The organism is Cytobacillus sp. C11.1, assembly GCF_058145115.1.
Genome location: NZ_CM176935.1, coordinates 1,911,255 through 1,925,632 on the forward strand (window position 1 = coordinate 1,911,255; position 14,378 = coordinate 1,925,632).

13 protein-coding genes and 2 pseudogenes are annotated in these 14,378 nt (G+C 40.7%); 12 read left to right on the forward strand and 3 right to left on the reverse strand.

Going from position 1 to position 14,378, the window contains the following annotated elements; translation table 11 throughout:
• Positions 1-13 precede the first annotated feature (13 nt).
• The 8 genes from AC3ZVC_RS09460 (at position 14) to AC3ZVC_RS09495 (ending at position 6,911) form a co-directional block, all read left to right on the forward strand.
• Positions 14-592 (forward strand): RDD family protein, encoded by a 579-nt coding sequence (locus AC3ZVC_RS09460; protein ID WP_490068077.1) that lies wholly within the window; start codon positions 14-16, stop codon positions 590-592.
• 100 nt (positions 593-692) lie between these two features.
• Positions 693-1,388 carry a DUF2953 domain-containing protein gene (locus tag AC3ZVC_RS09465; protein ID WP_490068078.1) on the forward strand — a complete coding sequence of 232 codons (696 nt, stop codon included), beginning with the start codon at positions 693-695 and terminating at the stop codon, positions 1,386-1,388.
• A gap of 17 nt (positions 1,389-1,405) precedes the next feature.
• Positions 1,406-1,867 carry a GerW family sporulation protein gene (gene ytfJ, locus AC3ZVC_RS09470; RefSeq protein WP_214728675.1) on the forward strand — a complete coding sequence of 154 codons (462 nt, stop codon included), beginning with the start codon at positions 1,406-1,408 and terminating at the stop codon, positions 1,865-1,867.
• A gap of 127 nt (positions 1,868-1,994) precedes the next feature.
• A complete protein-coding gene (gene tpx / locus AC3ZVC_RS09475; protein ID WP_490068081.1) occupies positions 1,995-2,495 on the forward strand; it encodes a thiol peroxidase in 501 nt (166 codons plus the stop codon).
• Between the two features lie 260 nt (positions 2,496-2,755).
• The gene (locus tag AC3ZVC_RS09480; RefSeq protein ID WP_490068084.1) at positions 2,756-3,742 is read left to right on the forward strand and encodes a class I SAM-dependent methyltransferase; all 987 of its coding nucleotides are present in this window, start codon (positions 2,756-2,758) and stop codon (positions 3,740-3,742) included.
• A gap of 441 nt (positions 3,743-4,183) precedes the next feature.
• Positions 4,184-5,371, forward strand: coding sequence for an acetate kinase (locus tag AC3ZVC_RS09485; protein WP_490068086.1), 1,188 nt, complete (start codon positions 4,184-4,186; stop codon positions 5,369-5,371).
• Between the two features lie 124 nt (positions 5,372-5,495).
• On the forward strand, positions 5,496-6,335 hold the full coding sequence (locus AC3ZVC_RS09490) for an EcsC family protein (RefSeq protein ID WP_490068088.1): 840 nt from the start codon (positions 5,496-5,498) through the stop codon (positions 6,333-6,335).
• Between the two features lie 63 nt (positions 6,336-6,398).
• A complete protein-coding gene (locus AC3ZVC_RS09495) occupies positions 6,399-6,911 on the forward strand; it encodes a MogA/MoaB family molybdenum cofactor biosynthesis protein (protein ID WP_490068089.1) in 513 nt (170 codons plus the stop codon).
• Between the two features lie 35 nt (positions 6,912-6,946).
• On the opposite strand, the gene AC3ZVC_RS09500 is transcribed toward AC3ZVC_RS09495, so the two are convergent.
• Complete coding sequence (locus AC3ZVC_RS09500) at positions 6,947-7,261, reverse strand: hypothetical protein (RefSeq protein WP_490068090.1); 315 nt, start codon at positions 7,259-7,261, stop codon at positions 6,947-6,949.
• A 252-nt stretch (positions 7,262-7,513) separates the two neighbouring features.
• Here AC3ZVC_RS09500 and pbp4b point away from each other — a divergent pair, with 252 nt between their 5' ends.
• The 3 genes and pseudogenes from pbp4b to argH all read left to right on the forward strand — a co-directional run bounded on the left by pbp4b (position 7,514) and on the right by argH (position 11,926).
• Positions 7,514-8,902 (forward strand): penicillin binding protein PBP4B, encoded by a 1,389-nt coding sequence (gene pbp4b / locus AC3ZVC_RS09505; protein WP_490068091.1) that lies wholly within the window; start codon positions 7,514-7,516, stop codon positions 8,900-8,902.
• 429 nt (positions 8,903-9,331) lie between these two features.
• Positions 9,332-10,536: pseudogene (locus AC3ZVC_RS09510) on the forward strand (argininosuccinate synthase).
• Positions 10,533-11,926: pseudogene (argH, locus tag AC3ZVC_RS09515) on the forward strand (argininosuccinate lyase). Before AC3ZVC_RS09510 ends, argH begins: the two co-directional pseudogenes overlap by 4 nt.
• A 209-nt stretch (positions 11,927-12,135) precedes the next feature.
• On the opposite strand, the gene AC3ZVC_RS09520 reads toward argH, so the two are convergent.
• Positions 12,136-12,588, reverse strand: a complete 453-nt coding sequence (locus AC3ZVC_RS09520) for a universal stress protein (RefSeq protein ID WP_490068093.1) — start codon at positions 12,586-12,588, stop codon at positions 12,136-12,138.
• Between the two features lie 111 nt (positions 12,589-12,699).
• Between AC3ZVC_RS09520 and AC3ZVC_RS09525 the strand changes: the two genes are divergently transcribed.
• Entirely contained in the window at positions 12,700-12,867 is a 168-nt protein-coding gene (locus tag AC3ZVC_RS09525; protein WP_490068094.1) for a hypothetical protein, read from the forward strand.
• 21 nt (positions 12,868-12,888) lie between these two features.
• Here the strand turns inward: AC3ZVC_RS09525 and AC3ZVC_RS09530 are convergent, their stop codons facing one another.
• Positions 12,889-14,256 carry a purine-cytosine permease family protein gene (locus AC3ZVC_RS09530; protein ID WP_490068095.1) on the reverse strand — a complete coding sequence of 456 codons (1,368 nt, stop codon included), beginning with the start codon at positions 14,254-14,256 and terminating at the stop codon, positions 12,889-12,891.
• Positions 14,257-14,378 lie beyond the last annotated feature (122 nt).

The window sequence follows — 14,378 nt, forward strand, 5'->3', positions numbered from 1 at the left end:
GAGGTACGAATAAATGACTTCAAATGACCCGAATGAACAAGAGTTTATTTATTCAGATCCGTTGGATAAAAAGAAAGATGCGGATGTAACAACAGCTCAATATGAAAAGGCAGTTGAGGATACCCAGACTGCTGAACAAAGAAGTTTCCCCTCAGAAGACAAAACTGCAGAGCCTATCAGGTTTGCCGGATTTTGGATGAGATTTTGGGCTTATCTTTTAGATTTAGCTGTTGTTGGCAGTATTGATAGAATTTTAATCAATCCGATCTTCCGAGCAATGGATATCCCTTTACATGAAAGCAGTTTATTTGCGCCGATTACTATTGCTACAGCCATTACTTTTTACGCCTATTTCGTGCTTATGACGAAATTCTTTGGCCAGACGCTTGGTAAAATGGTCTTTGGGTTGAAAGTAGTTGACCTTGAAGGCAAAAAGCTGACATGGGGCACGATTATTTTCCGTGAATGGATTGGACGTTTTATATCAGTTACCATTTTCATTGGCTATGTTATCGTGGCCTTCCTTCCGAAAAAACAAGGGCTTCATGATCTCTTTGCTGATACCTCTGTTGTTCATGAAAGGCAGATATAGCATTCCATAATAAGGTAACTTAAAGAGGCCTGTCACCCATTGGTGGCAGGTTTATTTTTATCCAATTGGGCATAATACAAGGCTGAAAGGGGTGAAAAAAGTGAAGTGGCTGCTGATCGCCGTAATTGCCCTCCTACTTCTTTTTATTTTGATTATAGTAACGAAGCTGAAAGTATTACTCCACTTTTATCACGGAAATGATAATGACCATTTAAAGATTCAATTCAAAGCCTGGTTCGGGCTGATCAGATACAAGATTGAGGTCCCGCTTATAAAAGTCGATGATAACTCCCCAACAGTTGTCGTTAAAGAAGAGACAGCCGCCGGGCCGCAGGAAGATACAACGAAAAAAGATACGAAACAATTCTCCGCAAAAGATCTTATTAATAGCTTGCATGATACGAAAGAAATGATAAACCATATTGTATCACTTCATAGGATCATCCGAAATTTCCTTCGCCATGTGACCATCAGGAAACTTGAATGGCATACCTTTGCAGGAATTGGAGATGCAGCCCATACTGGGATGCTTACAGGAGCTCTTTGGGCGATTAAAGGCAGCATTATCGGGTTGGTCAGTCACTATATGAAGCTTAAAGCACCGCCTGATATCACGATTACTCCCCATTTTCAATTTGCCGTTTCACAAACAGCTTTTTCATGTATGATTCATTTTCGTGTCGGGCATGCTATGTTAGCAGGAATTAAACTGATTAAATATTGGAAAGGCGGACGGCCTGATTTTAAAACAAAGCCGCTATCTGCCTTATCTGATGATGGTACAAAATCTGTCTAAAAGAGGAGGAGCAGTTTATGTCTGACCATCCAATTCAAGGGCTTATGACTACTGCCATGGAAAACTTGAAGGAAATGATTGATGTTAACACCATAATTGGAGACCCTGTTGAAACCCCAGACGGCAGTGTTATTTTAACTGTTTCGAAGGTAGGTTTTGGTTTTGCGGCAGGAGGAAGCGAGTTTATGCTTGACGGGCCTTCAGGTGAGCAGAAGGGTCATCCTTTTGGCGGAGGTAGCGGAGGCGGTGTCTCCATCACCCCGATTGCGTTTCTGATTGTTAATTCCCATGGTGTGAAAATGGTTCACCTTGATGAAAGCACTCATTTATATGAGAAAATTCTTGATCTTGCACCTCAGGCTGTCGATAAGATTCAGCAGATGTTCAATAAGAACAATGAAAACAGCAATGGGAATCAGCAAAGTCAAAATCAGAACAGCCAAGACTATAATGGCCCTAAAAAAGACCTTGATATTTAATTGAAGGAAGTTAACTTTCCTAAGGGGAGTTAACTTTTTTCTTGGATCTTACCCTTAATAATTGCAAAAAAGATTCTGAAAAGATATGATTTACACTGTACATAAGTGATTAAGGAGGATGATTTATATGGCATCTATTACATTTAAAGGCAATCCAGTAACATTGCTTGGAAATGAAGTGAAAGCAGGAGATAAAGCTCCTGAATTTAAGGTGTTGGCAAACGACCTTTCAGAGGTGACACTTGCTGATTCAAAAGGGCAAGTTCGTTTAATTAGTGTGGTTCCTTCAATCGATACAGGCGTTTGCGATGCGCAAACACGCCGTTTTAACGAAGAGGCTGCTAAGCTGGATAACGTGAAGATTCTTACAGTAAGCGTGGATCTTCCATTTGCTCAAAAGCGCTGGTGTGCAGCAGCAGGCATTGACAACGTACAAACTGTCTCAGATCACCGTGAACTTTCTTTCGGAGAAGCTTACGGAGTTGCAATCAAAGAACTTCGCCTATTGGCTCGTGCCGTTTTTGTTGTTGACTCAAATGACACTGTTACTTATGTGGAATACGTAAGTGAAGCAACGGATCATCCAAATTATGAAGCAGCAGTAGAAGCTGCCAAGCAAGCGAAGTAATAAAATGATGAAGCCCCGGATATTATTTCCGGGGCTTTGATTTTTGGGGGCTAAAAGAATCGTTTCATGGATAAAATCAGAATATCGCTTTATATTTCATTTTTCGCGGATAAATCAAAATATCGCGGTTATATTCAATTTTTCGCGGATAAAATTAAATATTAGCGGATAAACCAGTATCTGATCTTAGCATCAAACTTGTGAATGGCACAAAAGCCCGTTAAAATAGGAAAATAGAATAAGAACGGGAGGAATATGCTGTGAAAATAGCTCCGGTTGAGGATTTATTTACAATTTTTAATGAAACGGCAACAATCATGCAGGAAGAACTGCAGTGTACATATTTGGAAGCTCTTGCTGAGACAGGAGAAAATCTTTTCCATGAAAGCATTCTTCAGGATGAATTGAGCGAGTTGACGGTAAAAAGGCTAAAGAAGAGCTATGAATCTGTTAACTTGAGCGATTTTACAAAAGAAGAGATCAGAAAGTCCTTTCAGCTTTCGATTTTAAAGGGAATGAAAGAAAACGTTCAGCCGAATCACCAAATGACTCCGGATGCTGTGGGCATGCTGATTGGCTATTTGGTTGATAAATTTGTCCGGGAAAAGTCTTTCCGCCTTTTGGATCCGGCAGTGGGGACTGGGAATTTATTGACAACTATGATGAACCACCAGAAGGATAAAACAGTTGAAGCAACCGGTATAGAAATTGATGACCTCTTAATTAAGCTCGCCTATATTAATGCCAATCTGCAGGAGCATCCAATCCAGTTTTTTAACCAGGACAGTCTTGAACCGCTGTTCATTGAAGCTGCGGATGCAGCGGTCAGCGATTTGCCTATTGGCTATTACCCAAATGATGTCAGATCGGCAGAGTATAAACTAAAGGCAGATGAAGGACATTCATACTCCCATCACCTGTTTATCGAGCAAAGCATAAATCATGTGAAGCCGGGCGGCTATTTATTTTTCATCATTCCAAATGGCATGTTTGAAAGCGAACAAGCCCCGAAGCTGCACGAATACTTAAAGGAAAATGCTTATATCCAAGGTCTATTGCAGCTCCCGCTTACCATGTTCAAAAATGAAAAGGCAGCTAAAAGCATTTTCATTCTTCAGAAGAAAGGGGAAGGGGTTATTCCTCCTAAACAGGCTCTTCTGGTTAATCTGCCAAGTTTATCAAAAACAACGGAAGTGGAAAGAATCCTTAAGAAAATCGATGCCTGGTATAAAGAAAGCAAACAATAAACAAAAGGGAGAAGCCGTGCTGCTGCAGCAGGCTTCTTTTTTAATGGTTTAGCTCGGAACAATTATTCTCAATGGACTTCAAAATATAATGAAGTATCAGAAAATCAGAAAATATTTAATTTAACATGAAAACGATACCATTGCAAGGTATTTCTTGAAATGTGCTCCTGAGAGTGTTTAAATGGGGAATTGAGAGATATTAATGATGTCTGAAGTACACAATAAGGTTGTACCAGTTTGACATCTCACAGATGTTTTTTATATAAAAGTATGAGTCCAAAGAGGAGGACGAAAAGAGCCGAGAAACTCAAGGAAGTGAAGCTTTGAGCAGCGGAGCGTATGGTTTTGATACGTGAGCCAGCGGAAAAGCAAACTGACGCAGATTTTCGACCGCTATTTTTCCCGGACTATTTGAACATCATCTAAAGGAGCGGTTGCTTTATGGCAAAAATCATAGCAATTAACGCCGGCAGTTCCTCGTTGAAATTTCAGCTTTTTGAAATGCCGAGCGAAGAAGTTATTACAAAAGGTTTAATTGAGCGTATTGGATTGGATAATGCCGTTTTCAACATTTCTGTTAATGGCGAAAAAGTTAAGGAAGTAACAGATATTCCTGATCATGAAGTAGCTGTTAAAATTCTGCTTGATAAATTAACGAATCTTGGAATCATTCAATCACTGGATGAAATAGATGGAATCGGCCATCGTGTCGTTCATGGCGGAGAAGCATTTAATGACTCTGCTGTTATTACAGATGAAGTACTTGCGAAAATTGATGAGCTTTCCGAGCTTGCACCTCTTCACAACCCGGCAAACATTACTGGAATTAAGGCTTTCCAGCAGGTGCTTCCAAATGTGCCAGCTGTTGCTGTGTTTGATACAGCATTCCACCAGACAATGCCTGAAAGTTCATTTTTATACAGTCTGCCATATGAGTATTATGAAAAATATGGAATCCGTAAATATGGCTTCCATGGCACATCACATAAATATGTATCAGAACGTGCGGCAGAAATGCTTGGCCGGCCGCTTGAACAGCTTCGCCTGATCTCCTGTCACCTGGGTAATGGCGCAAGTATTACGGCGATTGAGGGTGGAAAATCTATTGATACCTCTATGGGATTCACTCCGCTTGCAGGTGTTACAATGGGAACCCGCTCAGGTAATATTGACCCGGCCCTTATTCCGTTCATTATGGAAAAAACGGGCAAGAATGCAGATGAGGTTTTGGATATACTTAATAAAAAGAGCGGTATGCTTGGCGTTTCAGGCTTTTCAAGCGACCTTCGCGATATCGAAATCCAAGCTGTGGAAGGGAATGAAAGAGCGGAATTGGCTCTTGAAGTATTCGCCAACAGAATCCACAAATATATCGGATCTTATGCATCCCGCATGTATGGCGTAGATGCGATCATCTTCACAGCCGGAATCGGCGAAAATAGTGATGTTATCCGTGAGCGTGTTCTTCAGGGACTTGAGTTCATGGGCGTATACTGGGACCCCGCACTAAACAAAGTACGCGGTGAGGAAGCATTCATCAACTATCCTCACTCACCAGTAAAAGTTATGATTATCCCAACAAATGAGGAAGTCATGATTGCCCGTGATGTTGTGAGATTGGCTAAATAAAAAACGAAGGCAAGAGCAATGCGCTCTTGTCTTTTTATATTTTATAGGAGAGAGGACCGTAGGAGAATTTACCATCTTACTTATGCTATACTGAGACCAATACGACGTTTTGGGAGGTATACGGATGCCATTGAGCGAACGGGAAAATAGTGTGTTGGCCGGAATTCGTGATTGGGAAAGTAAATTGTATAGCTATGAGCCCAACGATTTGGAGATGGTATATGACAAATCGTTGGAAAAATCATTTGCGTTGCTGCCTGAAGAGGCACAGCAGCAATTTTTTTCTGCTCTGGATAGCTGGCTGTTCCATCTCCATGCCCTTATTCAGGGGTCACAGCTGCAGATGGATGCCAAAGAACGCATATTGACTGCGGGCCGGATCTTTCATTCCGATATTGAGACAATTGAAGATCTTAAAGCCTTAACTATCGATCAGCTTCAATACATAGCGCAGCAGCAGATTGCCCGACATCGGCTGTATTCCTTTGCACAGGGAGGAATTGCAGGTACAGGCAGCTCATTGATGATTGGTACAGATATTCCGGCAATGGCTGTCATTAATCTTCGGGCTGTACAGCTGATAGCAATGACCTACGGTTTTGAAGTCAATACTCCATACGAAATGATGAGTTCTCTTAAAGTTTTCCATGCCGCCACCCTTCCTCCGCGCATGCAGGGCAGTGCCTGGGAAGAACTAATGTATGAGCTTCAAAACCAGGAAGAGTTCTATTTTTATGAAGGGAAGGAAGATCTGACGAATATAACGTGGATTGAGCAGCCAATAAAGCAGCTTTTCAAAGCAATGGCTATTTACTTTTTCCGGAAAAAATCGGTTCAGGGGATTCCTTTCATCAGCATGGCAATTGGAGCAGGGGCCAATTATCAGCTGACACGAAATGTAACAGATTTCGCCCATAAGTATTATCAAATGAGGTATTTTCACGAAAAGAAAAAGCGCAGCTAAGAAAAATTAGATCTGCGAGGAGGCAAGCTGCCTCATTTTATGACTATATAAAGGTGATGTTAAATGAGTACATTCGAGCATAAAAAAGAAGCGCCAAAAGAGGTAAGATGCAAAATTGTAACAGTCAGTGATACAAGGGACAAAGATACAGATAAGAGCGGCAAGCTGATGATTCAGTTGTTGGAAGAGGCAGGACATCACATTGCTGATTATGTGATTGTGAAAGATGAATCAGGGCCGATACGCGAGGCAGTTTTAAAAGGATGCGAAGACCCCAATATAGATGCTGTGCTTACTAATGGAGGGACTGGAATCGCTTTGCGTGATGTTACAATCGAAACAGTGAGAGACTTGTTTGATAAAGAAATAGACGGGTTCGGCGAACTTTTCCGTATGTTAAGCTACGCGGAGGATATCGGATCTGCTGCCATTCTTTCAAGAGCGGCTGCCGGCTCAGTTAATAATAGAGCAGTGTTCTCAACCCCTGGGTCATCGGGTGCAGTTCGTCTTGCGATGAATAAGCTGATACTACCCGAACTTGGACATGTTGTCAGGGAATTGAAGAAAGACTTATAAATAAGAAAAATCCTTTCTGGCTGGAAAGGATTTTTTTATGAATGCATTTTCCCTGTAATATCCTGATTGGTTCTATACCAGAGCCATAAATCATTTATGACGGATGCAAGCTCGGAAATTTCGCTGTTAAGCGCACACGATCTTTCGAAATTGCCTTCATCCGACAATTCAGCCTGTTTCCTGTTTATATCTGCTTCAAGCTCAGCAATCCGATCCGGAATCCTGCCCCTTATTTTTTCCCAATGAAACAAAATCACCTGCTGTGTTTTCTGTGAATATTCATCCCACTCACGGTTAAAATCCGGAATAGGGATGCCAAGCCGGTTATCATGTGAAAAATGCTCCTCCATTATAAAGCCTCCAAACAATGATCTTGCTTTCATTTTACTATAAAGCTAACTTTGCTGCATGAATTATTTAGTAACCATTTTCTTTATTGCAGACAATACAATAGGACTAATTTATAACTGATAAACTAAATGATTGTGGTACAGAGGAACTGAATTGGCTGTGATTCTCTTGTTTTGGTTTACAGGATTGGTATTTTTAAAATAGTATATAAATTGGTAAAAATATTCAAATAATTATCCGAGGGGGAGAAGATGACGAAATTATTAAACCATTTAGTTGTATTTAGCATGGCGGCTGTTTTGCTGATGCCTTGGCATTCTAATGCATTTGCCGAATCTTTAGTCAATAAAAGTGAAATCTCGGTAGCGGCCGTCTATAAAGATAAAAAACCAACAGATTATCCAACTCTAATAAAAGCCAATAAACCGGAGGATGTGGGCTTTTCATCAGAAAAACTTAAACTAGTTGATAAGCTGATCAATGAAGAAATAGAAAATGGTTTTCCGGGAGCCGCACTTGTTGTTATTAAGGATGGGAAAATCGTTAAAAACTCAGCTTACGGCTCCGCGAAAATATACGAAGAATCTGAACGGCTTAAGCATCCGCAAAAAATGAAGACAAACACAATGTTTGATTTAGCATCTAATACGAAAATGTACTCTGTTAACTTCGCACTTCAGCATCTAGTCAGTGAAGGGAAAATTGATTTAAACGAAAAGATCCAGCATTATTACCCTGAATTCAAGGATAAAGCTGGGGATGCTGTAAATGGCAAAGATGAACTCCGCATAATTGATTTGCTTCATCATACAGCTGGTTTTCCTTCCAGTGTGCATTATCATAACCCTGATAGAGCAGGAGAATTATATTCCCAGGAACGAGGCAAAACTCTAGGAATGATATTACGAACTCCCCTTCAATACGAACCAGGCACAAAACAGATTTATAGTGATATTGATTATATGCTTCTTGGATTTATTATTGAAAAGGTAACAGGGGAAAAGCTTGACCAATATACTGAAAGGCATATCTATGAACCATTAGGGTTAAAAAATACGCTCTTCAATCCTCTTCGAAAAGGATTTAAAGAGAAGAACTTTGCTGCAACTGAATTAAATGGAAATACAAGAGATGGGGCAGTTAACTTCCCTAATATAAGAACTTATACTCTTCAGGGGGAAGTTCATGATGAAAAATCCTTTTATTCAATGGATGGCGTATCCGGGCATGCAGGATTATTTTCCACAACCGGAGATCTTGCTGTGCTTATGCAGGTTATGCTGAACGAGGGTGGATATGGCAATGTAAAACTTTTTGATAAAGAGACAATAGACCAGTTTGTAAAACCTTATGAAATGAATCCTACATATGGATTAGGCTGGCGTTTGAATGGAAACTCAAGCATGGAATGGATGTTCAGCAAATATGCAAACGAAGAAGTGTTTGGCCATACAGGCTGGACAGGAACAGTCACTGTTATTGACAGGAAAAATAACTTAGCCATTGCTTTGTTAACGAATAAAAAACATTCACCTGTTATTAATCCGCTTACAGATCCACATAAGTTTTATGGGGACACATACAGTATCAGTCAATATGGAAGTGTAGTGACAGCAGTTTACGAAGCTATTATTCATTAAACAAAAAGCCAAAGTCTATTTAGGCTTTTGCTTTTTTTAGGCTCTTCTATATTTGCCTGTTGATTTCCGCTGCAGGTACTCAGCGAACAGCGGGCGGTCCTGGAGCCGCCTCGTCGCTTTTGCTCCTGCGGGTCTCCCTTTGATCCGCACTCCCGCAGGACTTTGAATAAGCTTCCCCGAAATTACACCGCACGAAGGAAATGCGAATGCATTTTCGAGAATCTCATGCCTTCACTCGAATCAACAGACTGCTAAAAAACAACATTAAGCTATAGCCGAGCCAATTAAAAAAACTCATTAATTTTTATACATTTTTAAGAATAACTATTGATTTTTAAAACAAAGGTTGTTAAAGTAAGAGAATAATAAATGAATAAAAACATAATTTTGTTGTATATTTATACGTATATTCACGAGGAGGAAATATAAATGTCAAATAATAAAGTAGTTCTAGCTTACTCAGGCGGTTTAGATACATCAGTTGCTATTAAGTGGCTTCAGGAACAAGGTTATTCAGTCGTTGCCTGCTGCCTGGATGTCGGTGAAGGCAAAGACCTTAACTTTATTCAAAAAAAAGCATTGTCTGTTGGAGCAGTTCAGTCATATGTAATTGATGCGAAAGAAGAGTTTGCTAATGAATATGCACTTGTTGCTCTTCAGGCACATGCACTTTATGAAAATAAATATCCATTGATTTCTGCGCTTTCACGTCCGTTAATTGCCAAAAAGCTAGTTGAAGTGGCAGAAAAAGAAGGTGCTGTTGCAGTTGCACATGGATGTACAGGAAAAGGGAACGACCAGGTTCGTTTTGAAGTAGCCATTCAGGCTTTAAATCCTGACCTTCAGGTATTGGCTCCGGTTCGTGAGTGGAGCTGGTCACGTGAAGAAGAAATTGAATATGCAAAACAAAATGATATTCCAATTCCAATTAACCTTGATTCACCATACAGTATTGACCAAAATTTATGGGGAAGAAGCAATGAATGCGGAGTGCTTGAAATCCGTGGGCCGCTCCTCCGGAAGATGCATACGATTTAACGGTTTCTTTGGAAAAAGCTCCTGATACACCTGATACGGTTGAAATCGGTTTTGAAAAAGGAGTTCCAGTCAGTTTAAATGGCAAAGCAATGCAGCTTTCAGAATTAATTGCTGAACTGAATGAACTCGGTGGCAAGCACGGCGTTGGACGTATTGACCATGTGGAAAACCGACTTGTCGGCATTAAATCCCGTGAGGTTTACGAATGCCCGGGTGCGATGACATTGCTTAAAGCCCATAAAGAGCTGGAAGACTTAACATTAGTAAAAGAAGTTGCGCACTTTAAACCAGTTATAGAGAAAAAAATTGCTGAGCTTATTTATGAAGGTCTGTGGTTCTCGCAGCTGAATAATGCATTGTCTGCATTCCTTAAGGAAACGCAGAGCTTTGTTACAGGTACAGTAAGAGTAAAGCTGTTTAAAGGGCATGCGATTGTAGAAGGCAGAAAATCTCCGTATTCACTATATGATGAAAAACTGGCTACTTATACATCTGAGGATGAGTTTGACCATAATGCGGCAGTTGGCTTTATCAAGCTATGGGGCTTGCCGACTAAAGTTCAAAGCATCGTACAAAACAAGAAGGTGACAGTGTGAAAAAATTATGGGGCGGCAGATTCACGAAATCTGCTGAAGAATGGGTAGATGAATTCGGAGCCTCGATTTCATTTGACCAGGAATTAGTCATGGAAGATATAGAGGGGAGCATGGCCCATGTTGCCATGCTTTCCAAAACAGGGATCATTACAGAAGACGAGGCCGACCAAATAAAAAACGGCCTTCAGCAGCTGAAGGAAAAAGCGGCAAATGAGGAGCTGTCATACTCAGTAAAACTGGAAGACATCCATTTAAATCTTGAGAGCAGCCTGACTGAATTGACAGGGCCTGTCGGCGGAAAGCTCCATACAGCAAGAAGCCGAAATGACCAGGTAGCAACAGATATGCATCTTTACCTGCGCAAACAGGTTAAGCAGATTGTTGAATTGATTAATGAAATGCAGGAAGAGCTGATTGAGCAGGCTGAAAAGAATGTAGAAACAATTATGCCAGGCTATACACATCTGCAAAGAGCCCAGCCGATTTCCTTTGCACATCATTTAATGGCGTATTTCTGGATGCTGGAGCGTGATAAAGAACGCTTTGCGGAAAGCCTGAAGCGAATCAATCTATCTCCGCTTGGTGCTGGCGCGCTTGCCGGAACGACTTTTCCAATTGACCGTGAGTATTCTGCGGATCTCTCGGCTTTGAAGGCATCTACGAAAACAGCCTTGATGCTGTAAGTGATCGAGATTTTATCCTTGAATTTTTATCCTCAAGCTCGATTCTGATGATGCACCTCTCTCGCCTAAGCGAAGAATTCATCCTTTGGTCAAGCCAGGAATTTCAGTTCATTGAATTAGATGACAGCTTTGCGACAGGCAGCAGCATTATGCCGCAGAAGAAAAATCCTGACATGGCTGAGCTTATTCGCGGTAAAACCGGACGCGTATACGGAAACCTAATGGGATTGCTCACGGTACTAAAGGGTCTGCCGCTTGCCTATAACAAGGATATGCAGGAAGACAAGGAAGGCATGTTTGACACGGTTAAAACAGTTACCGGATCACTAAAAATCTTCGCTGGAATGATTCGTACGATGAAAGTGAAAAATGAGCAGATGGAAAAAGCGACCAAAACTGATTTTTCTAATGCCACTGAACTAGCTGATTACCTGTCAGATAAAGGAATTCCATTCAGGGAAGCTCATGAGGTTGTCGGGAAGCTTGTACTTACATGTGTGGAAAAGGGCTGTTTCCTTGGTGACTTGCCGCTCGATGAATTTAAGAAGGCCAATACATTGTTCGAAGAAGATATTTATGAAGTCCTGGATCCTTATACAGCTGTCAAAAGAAGAAATAGCGCTGGGGGAACAGGCTTTAAGCAAGTGAATACAGCCATTGAAAAAGCTAAGAAGCTTCTTGCGGAAAAAGAGCAGACTGTGAAATAGATAATACTATATAAAAAGAGGCTGACTCAAAATGTCGTTAAGTGACGACCTTTTTGAGTCAGCTTTTTATTTTGAGGACGGTTTTCTTCTTTCTTTACCTTAAAAAGGTTCTTTTCGTATAGATTGTTGTTTTTGCTTTGAACTCTGCCCGGTGATTAAAACTGGTTCGAAAGGAACAAACTTTGCGAACACAGCGTTCTTTAAAAAGGCTATTCATCTTCTTTATCTGTTCTAACAACGAGGACATCGCAACGGGCATAACGGGTAATATGTTCAGACACACTGCCGATCAGGAATCGTTCAACTGCATTCATACCGGTTGCACCGCAAATAATTAAGTCCACGTCATGCTTTCTGGCAATATCTTTTGGAATTTTCACTTTCGGAGAACCATAATCGATTTCGAATCTAACATTCTCAATACCAGCGTCCATTGCAGTTCGTTTATATTTTTCCATTAATTCAGTTGCAAAACGGTCTGCTCTTTCAGCGATCGTACGATCATAAGCTTCTACAGTAGCAAAAGTGCGGGTATCAATAATGTGTGCCAGCACCATAGAGGCATTATTCCGTTTAGCAATTTCAATGGCTTTTTTAAACGCCCATTCTGCTTCAGTGGACCCATCTACGGCGACTAATATATTCTTATACGTCATGCCCATTTTAATCTCCTCCTTTACCTTTATTATACAGCTCCCAAATGTGAATATCTGTAACAAAAAATCGAACAATAGTAAAGCCGATCAAAAATTTTTTAAAAGGAGCAGATGGCAATGGAAAAGCGGGAACCGAAAGCACAGTCACCATTTTTTTACGATGAACAGGGTACCAATGAGGTAAGTGCACAAATTATGAATGCCTATAACAGCGGTGTTATTGACCAGTCAAATGCTCAGTTTGACATGGGAGAAAAGGAACGGAATGAAGGAAGATTACAATAAAAAAAATCACAAAAGCTGTCATTACGATGACAGCTTTTGTTGTCTTTTTAGTTGGCGGTTACCTTTTAATCTTACATATCTATGAAAAATAATATATCCGAAACCAGTTAAGAAAAACGAGATAAATCCGGGTGAGATGAGATCGGGAAGGGCAAGGTATATCAGTGCGCCGAAACTGATCGCTATAAGCCCTTCACGGTTTTGATCAGTTTGGCTGATAAATAGCTTTGTTAAATGCTCTTCTGAAAGAGTTCCTTTTTTGACGAATATAAAGTCTGCTATGATCACAGCGGAAATCGGAATAATAAAAATACCGAGTATGGATATATATGCTTGTGCTTTATTCACAACTGCAGGAAAACAGCTTAGAACAATGGCCGCAGCTCCAAATATTAATGTGCTTTTTACTCTGCCCAGGTTTTGAAAGATATTCAATAGGCTAAATCCACCAGTATAAGCGTTGTTCATATTTATGGAAATCATGGATGTCATAGCACAAATGAAAATGAGAAACAATACCCAGCCGGAGGCTGCAAGGCTGCTGGCTGAAACAAAAGGATTCCATTCACCGAATAGAGATGCGGATAAAGCACCCAGTATAGCAGTAATGGTGAAGCCGAATGTGTTGCCGGCAAACAATCCCCAAAAGGCTCCTTTTGCTGATGCAGCATAACGGGTCATATCGGAAGATGCGCTCACCCCGGAGACATATTGAATAAAGGCAAGAGACGAATAAAGAAAGAATGATCCAAAACTCCATTGAGAATGCGTTAGGGATCCAAAAGATTGGGTACTGGAAAGTTCTTTTATAAAAAGTACAAAAAGGACAACCTGCCCAATGATTAAAAATGGCATAAAATACTTTATAGCCTTTTTGACAGTATTAAAGCCAATCAAGGCAAGCAAGCTCATCAATCCTGCTAGGAATACCGATACAAATACTAACGGCAGCTTTATTTCAAACACCTTCTCCAGCAAACTGATCAGGACTGCCGATCCCCCGATTGCCTGGACGGAGAACCAATACAGCGACGTCAGCGACCGGATAGGAGAAGAAATATACCTTGCCGCAGCAGTGCCAAGTATGGTTCTAATGGCAAACTGGGCAGGTATTCCATGCCTGGAACCAGGCAGTGATAACAAAGACACAAATAGAAAAGCAGCGGCAGCCCCTATAACGGTAGATGCAACAGCCGCCAAAAAGGAGAGTCCGCCCGCCAAAACAGCAAGTGCGGGAACAAGGAAGTTTCCGGAATTAACGGAAAAAGCGGACTGCAAATAAAAATAATCAATCCACTTGGTTGTTTTTAATTCGGCAGGAACCGCCTCCAGACCGAATTTTTCTATGGATGGAAATGAGGTTGAACGCTTTTTATCGGAAAATGGCATAGAAAAATTCCTTTCTTAAATTACATTAATTTCATTCTACCTGAGGACAATCCCGAAATGGCAATAATTTTGCTCCACTCGTATATTTTCCGTCAGAAAAGCCGAATAAGTGGATAAAGAAC

What these genes read in the sequence shown, in the direction of transcription:
- AC3ZVC_RS09460 (WP_490068077.1), top strand. Translation starts at nt 14, where the DNA reads ATGACTTCAAATGACCCGAATGAACAAGAGTTTATTTATTCAGATCCG.
- ytfJ (WP_214728675.1), top strand. Translation starts at nt 1,406, where the DNA reads ATGTCTGACCATCCAATTCAAGGGCTTATGACTACTGCCATGGAAAAC.
- tpx (WP_490068081.1), top strand. Translation starts at nt 1,995, where the DNA reads ATGGCATCTATTACATTTAAAGGCAATCCAGTAACATTGCTTGGAAAT.
- AC3ZVC_RS09485 (WP_490068086.1), top strand. Translation starts at nt 4,184, where the DNA reads ATGGCAAAAATCATAGCAATTAACGCCGGCAGTTCCTCGTTGAAATTT.
- AC3ZVC_RS09490 (WP_490068088.1), top strand. Translation starts at nt 5,496, where the DNA reads ATGCCATTGAGCGAACGGGAAAATAGTGTGTTGGCCGGAATTCGTGAT.
- AC3ZVC_RS09495 (WP_490068089.1), top strand. Translation starts at nt 6,399, where the DNA reads ATGAGTACATTCGAGCATAAAAAAGAAGCGCCAAAAGAGGTAAGATGC.
- AC3ZVC_RS09500 (WP_490068090.1), bottom strand. Translation starts at nt 7,261, where the DNA reads ATGGAGGAGCATTTTTCACATGATAACCGGCTTGGCATCCCTATTCCG.
- pbp4b (WP_490068091.1), top strand. Translation starts at nt 7,514, where the DNA reads ATGACGAAATTATTAAACCATTTAGTTGTATTTAGCATGGCGGCTGTT.
- AC3ZVC_RS09520 (WP_490068093.1), bottom strand. Translation starts at nt 12,588, where the DNA reads ATGGGCATGACGTATAAGAATATATTAGTCGCCGTAGATGGGTCCACT.
- AC3ZVC_RS09525 (WP_490068094.1), top strand. Translation starts at nt 12,700, where the DNA reads ATGGAAAAGCGGGAACCGAAAGCACAGTCACCATTTTTTTACGATGAA.
- AC3ZVC_RS09530 (WP_490068095.1), bottom strand. Translation starts at nt 14,256, where the DNA reads ATGCCATTTTCCGATAAAAAGCGTTCAACCTCATTTCCATCCATAGAA.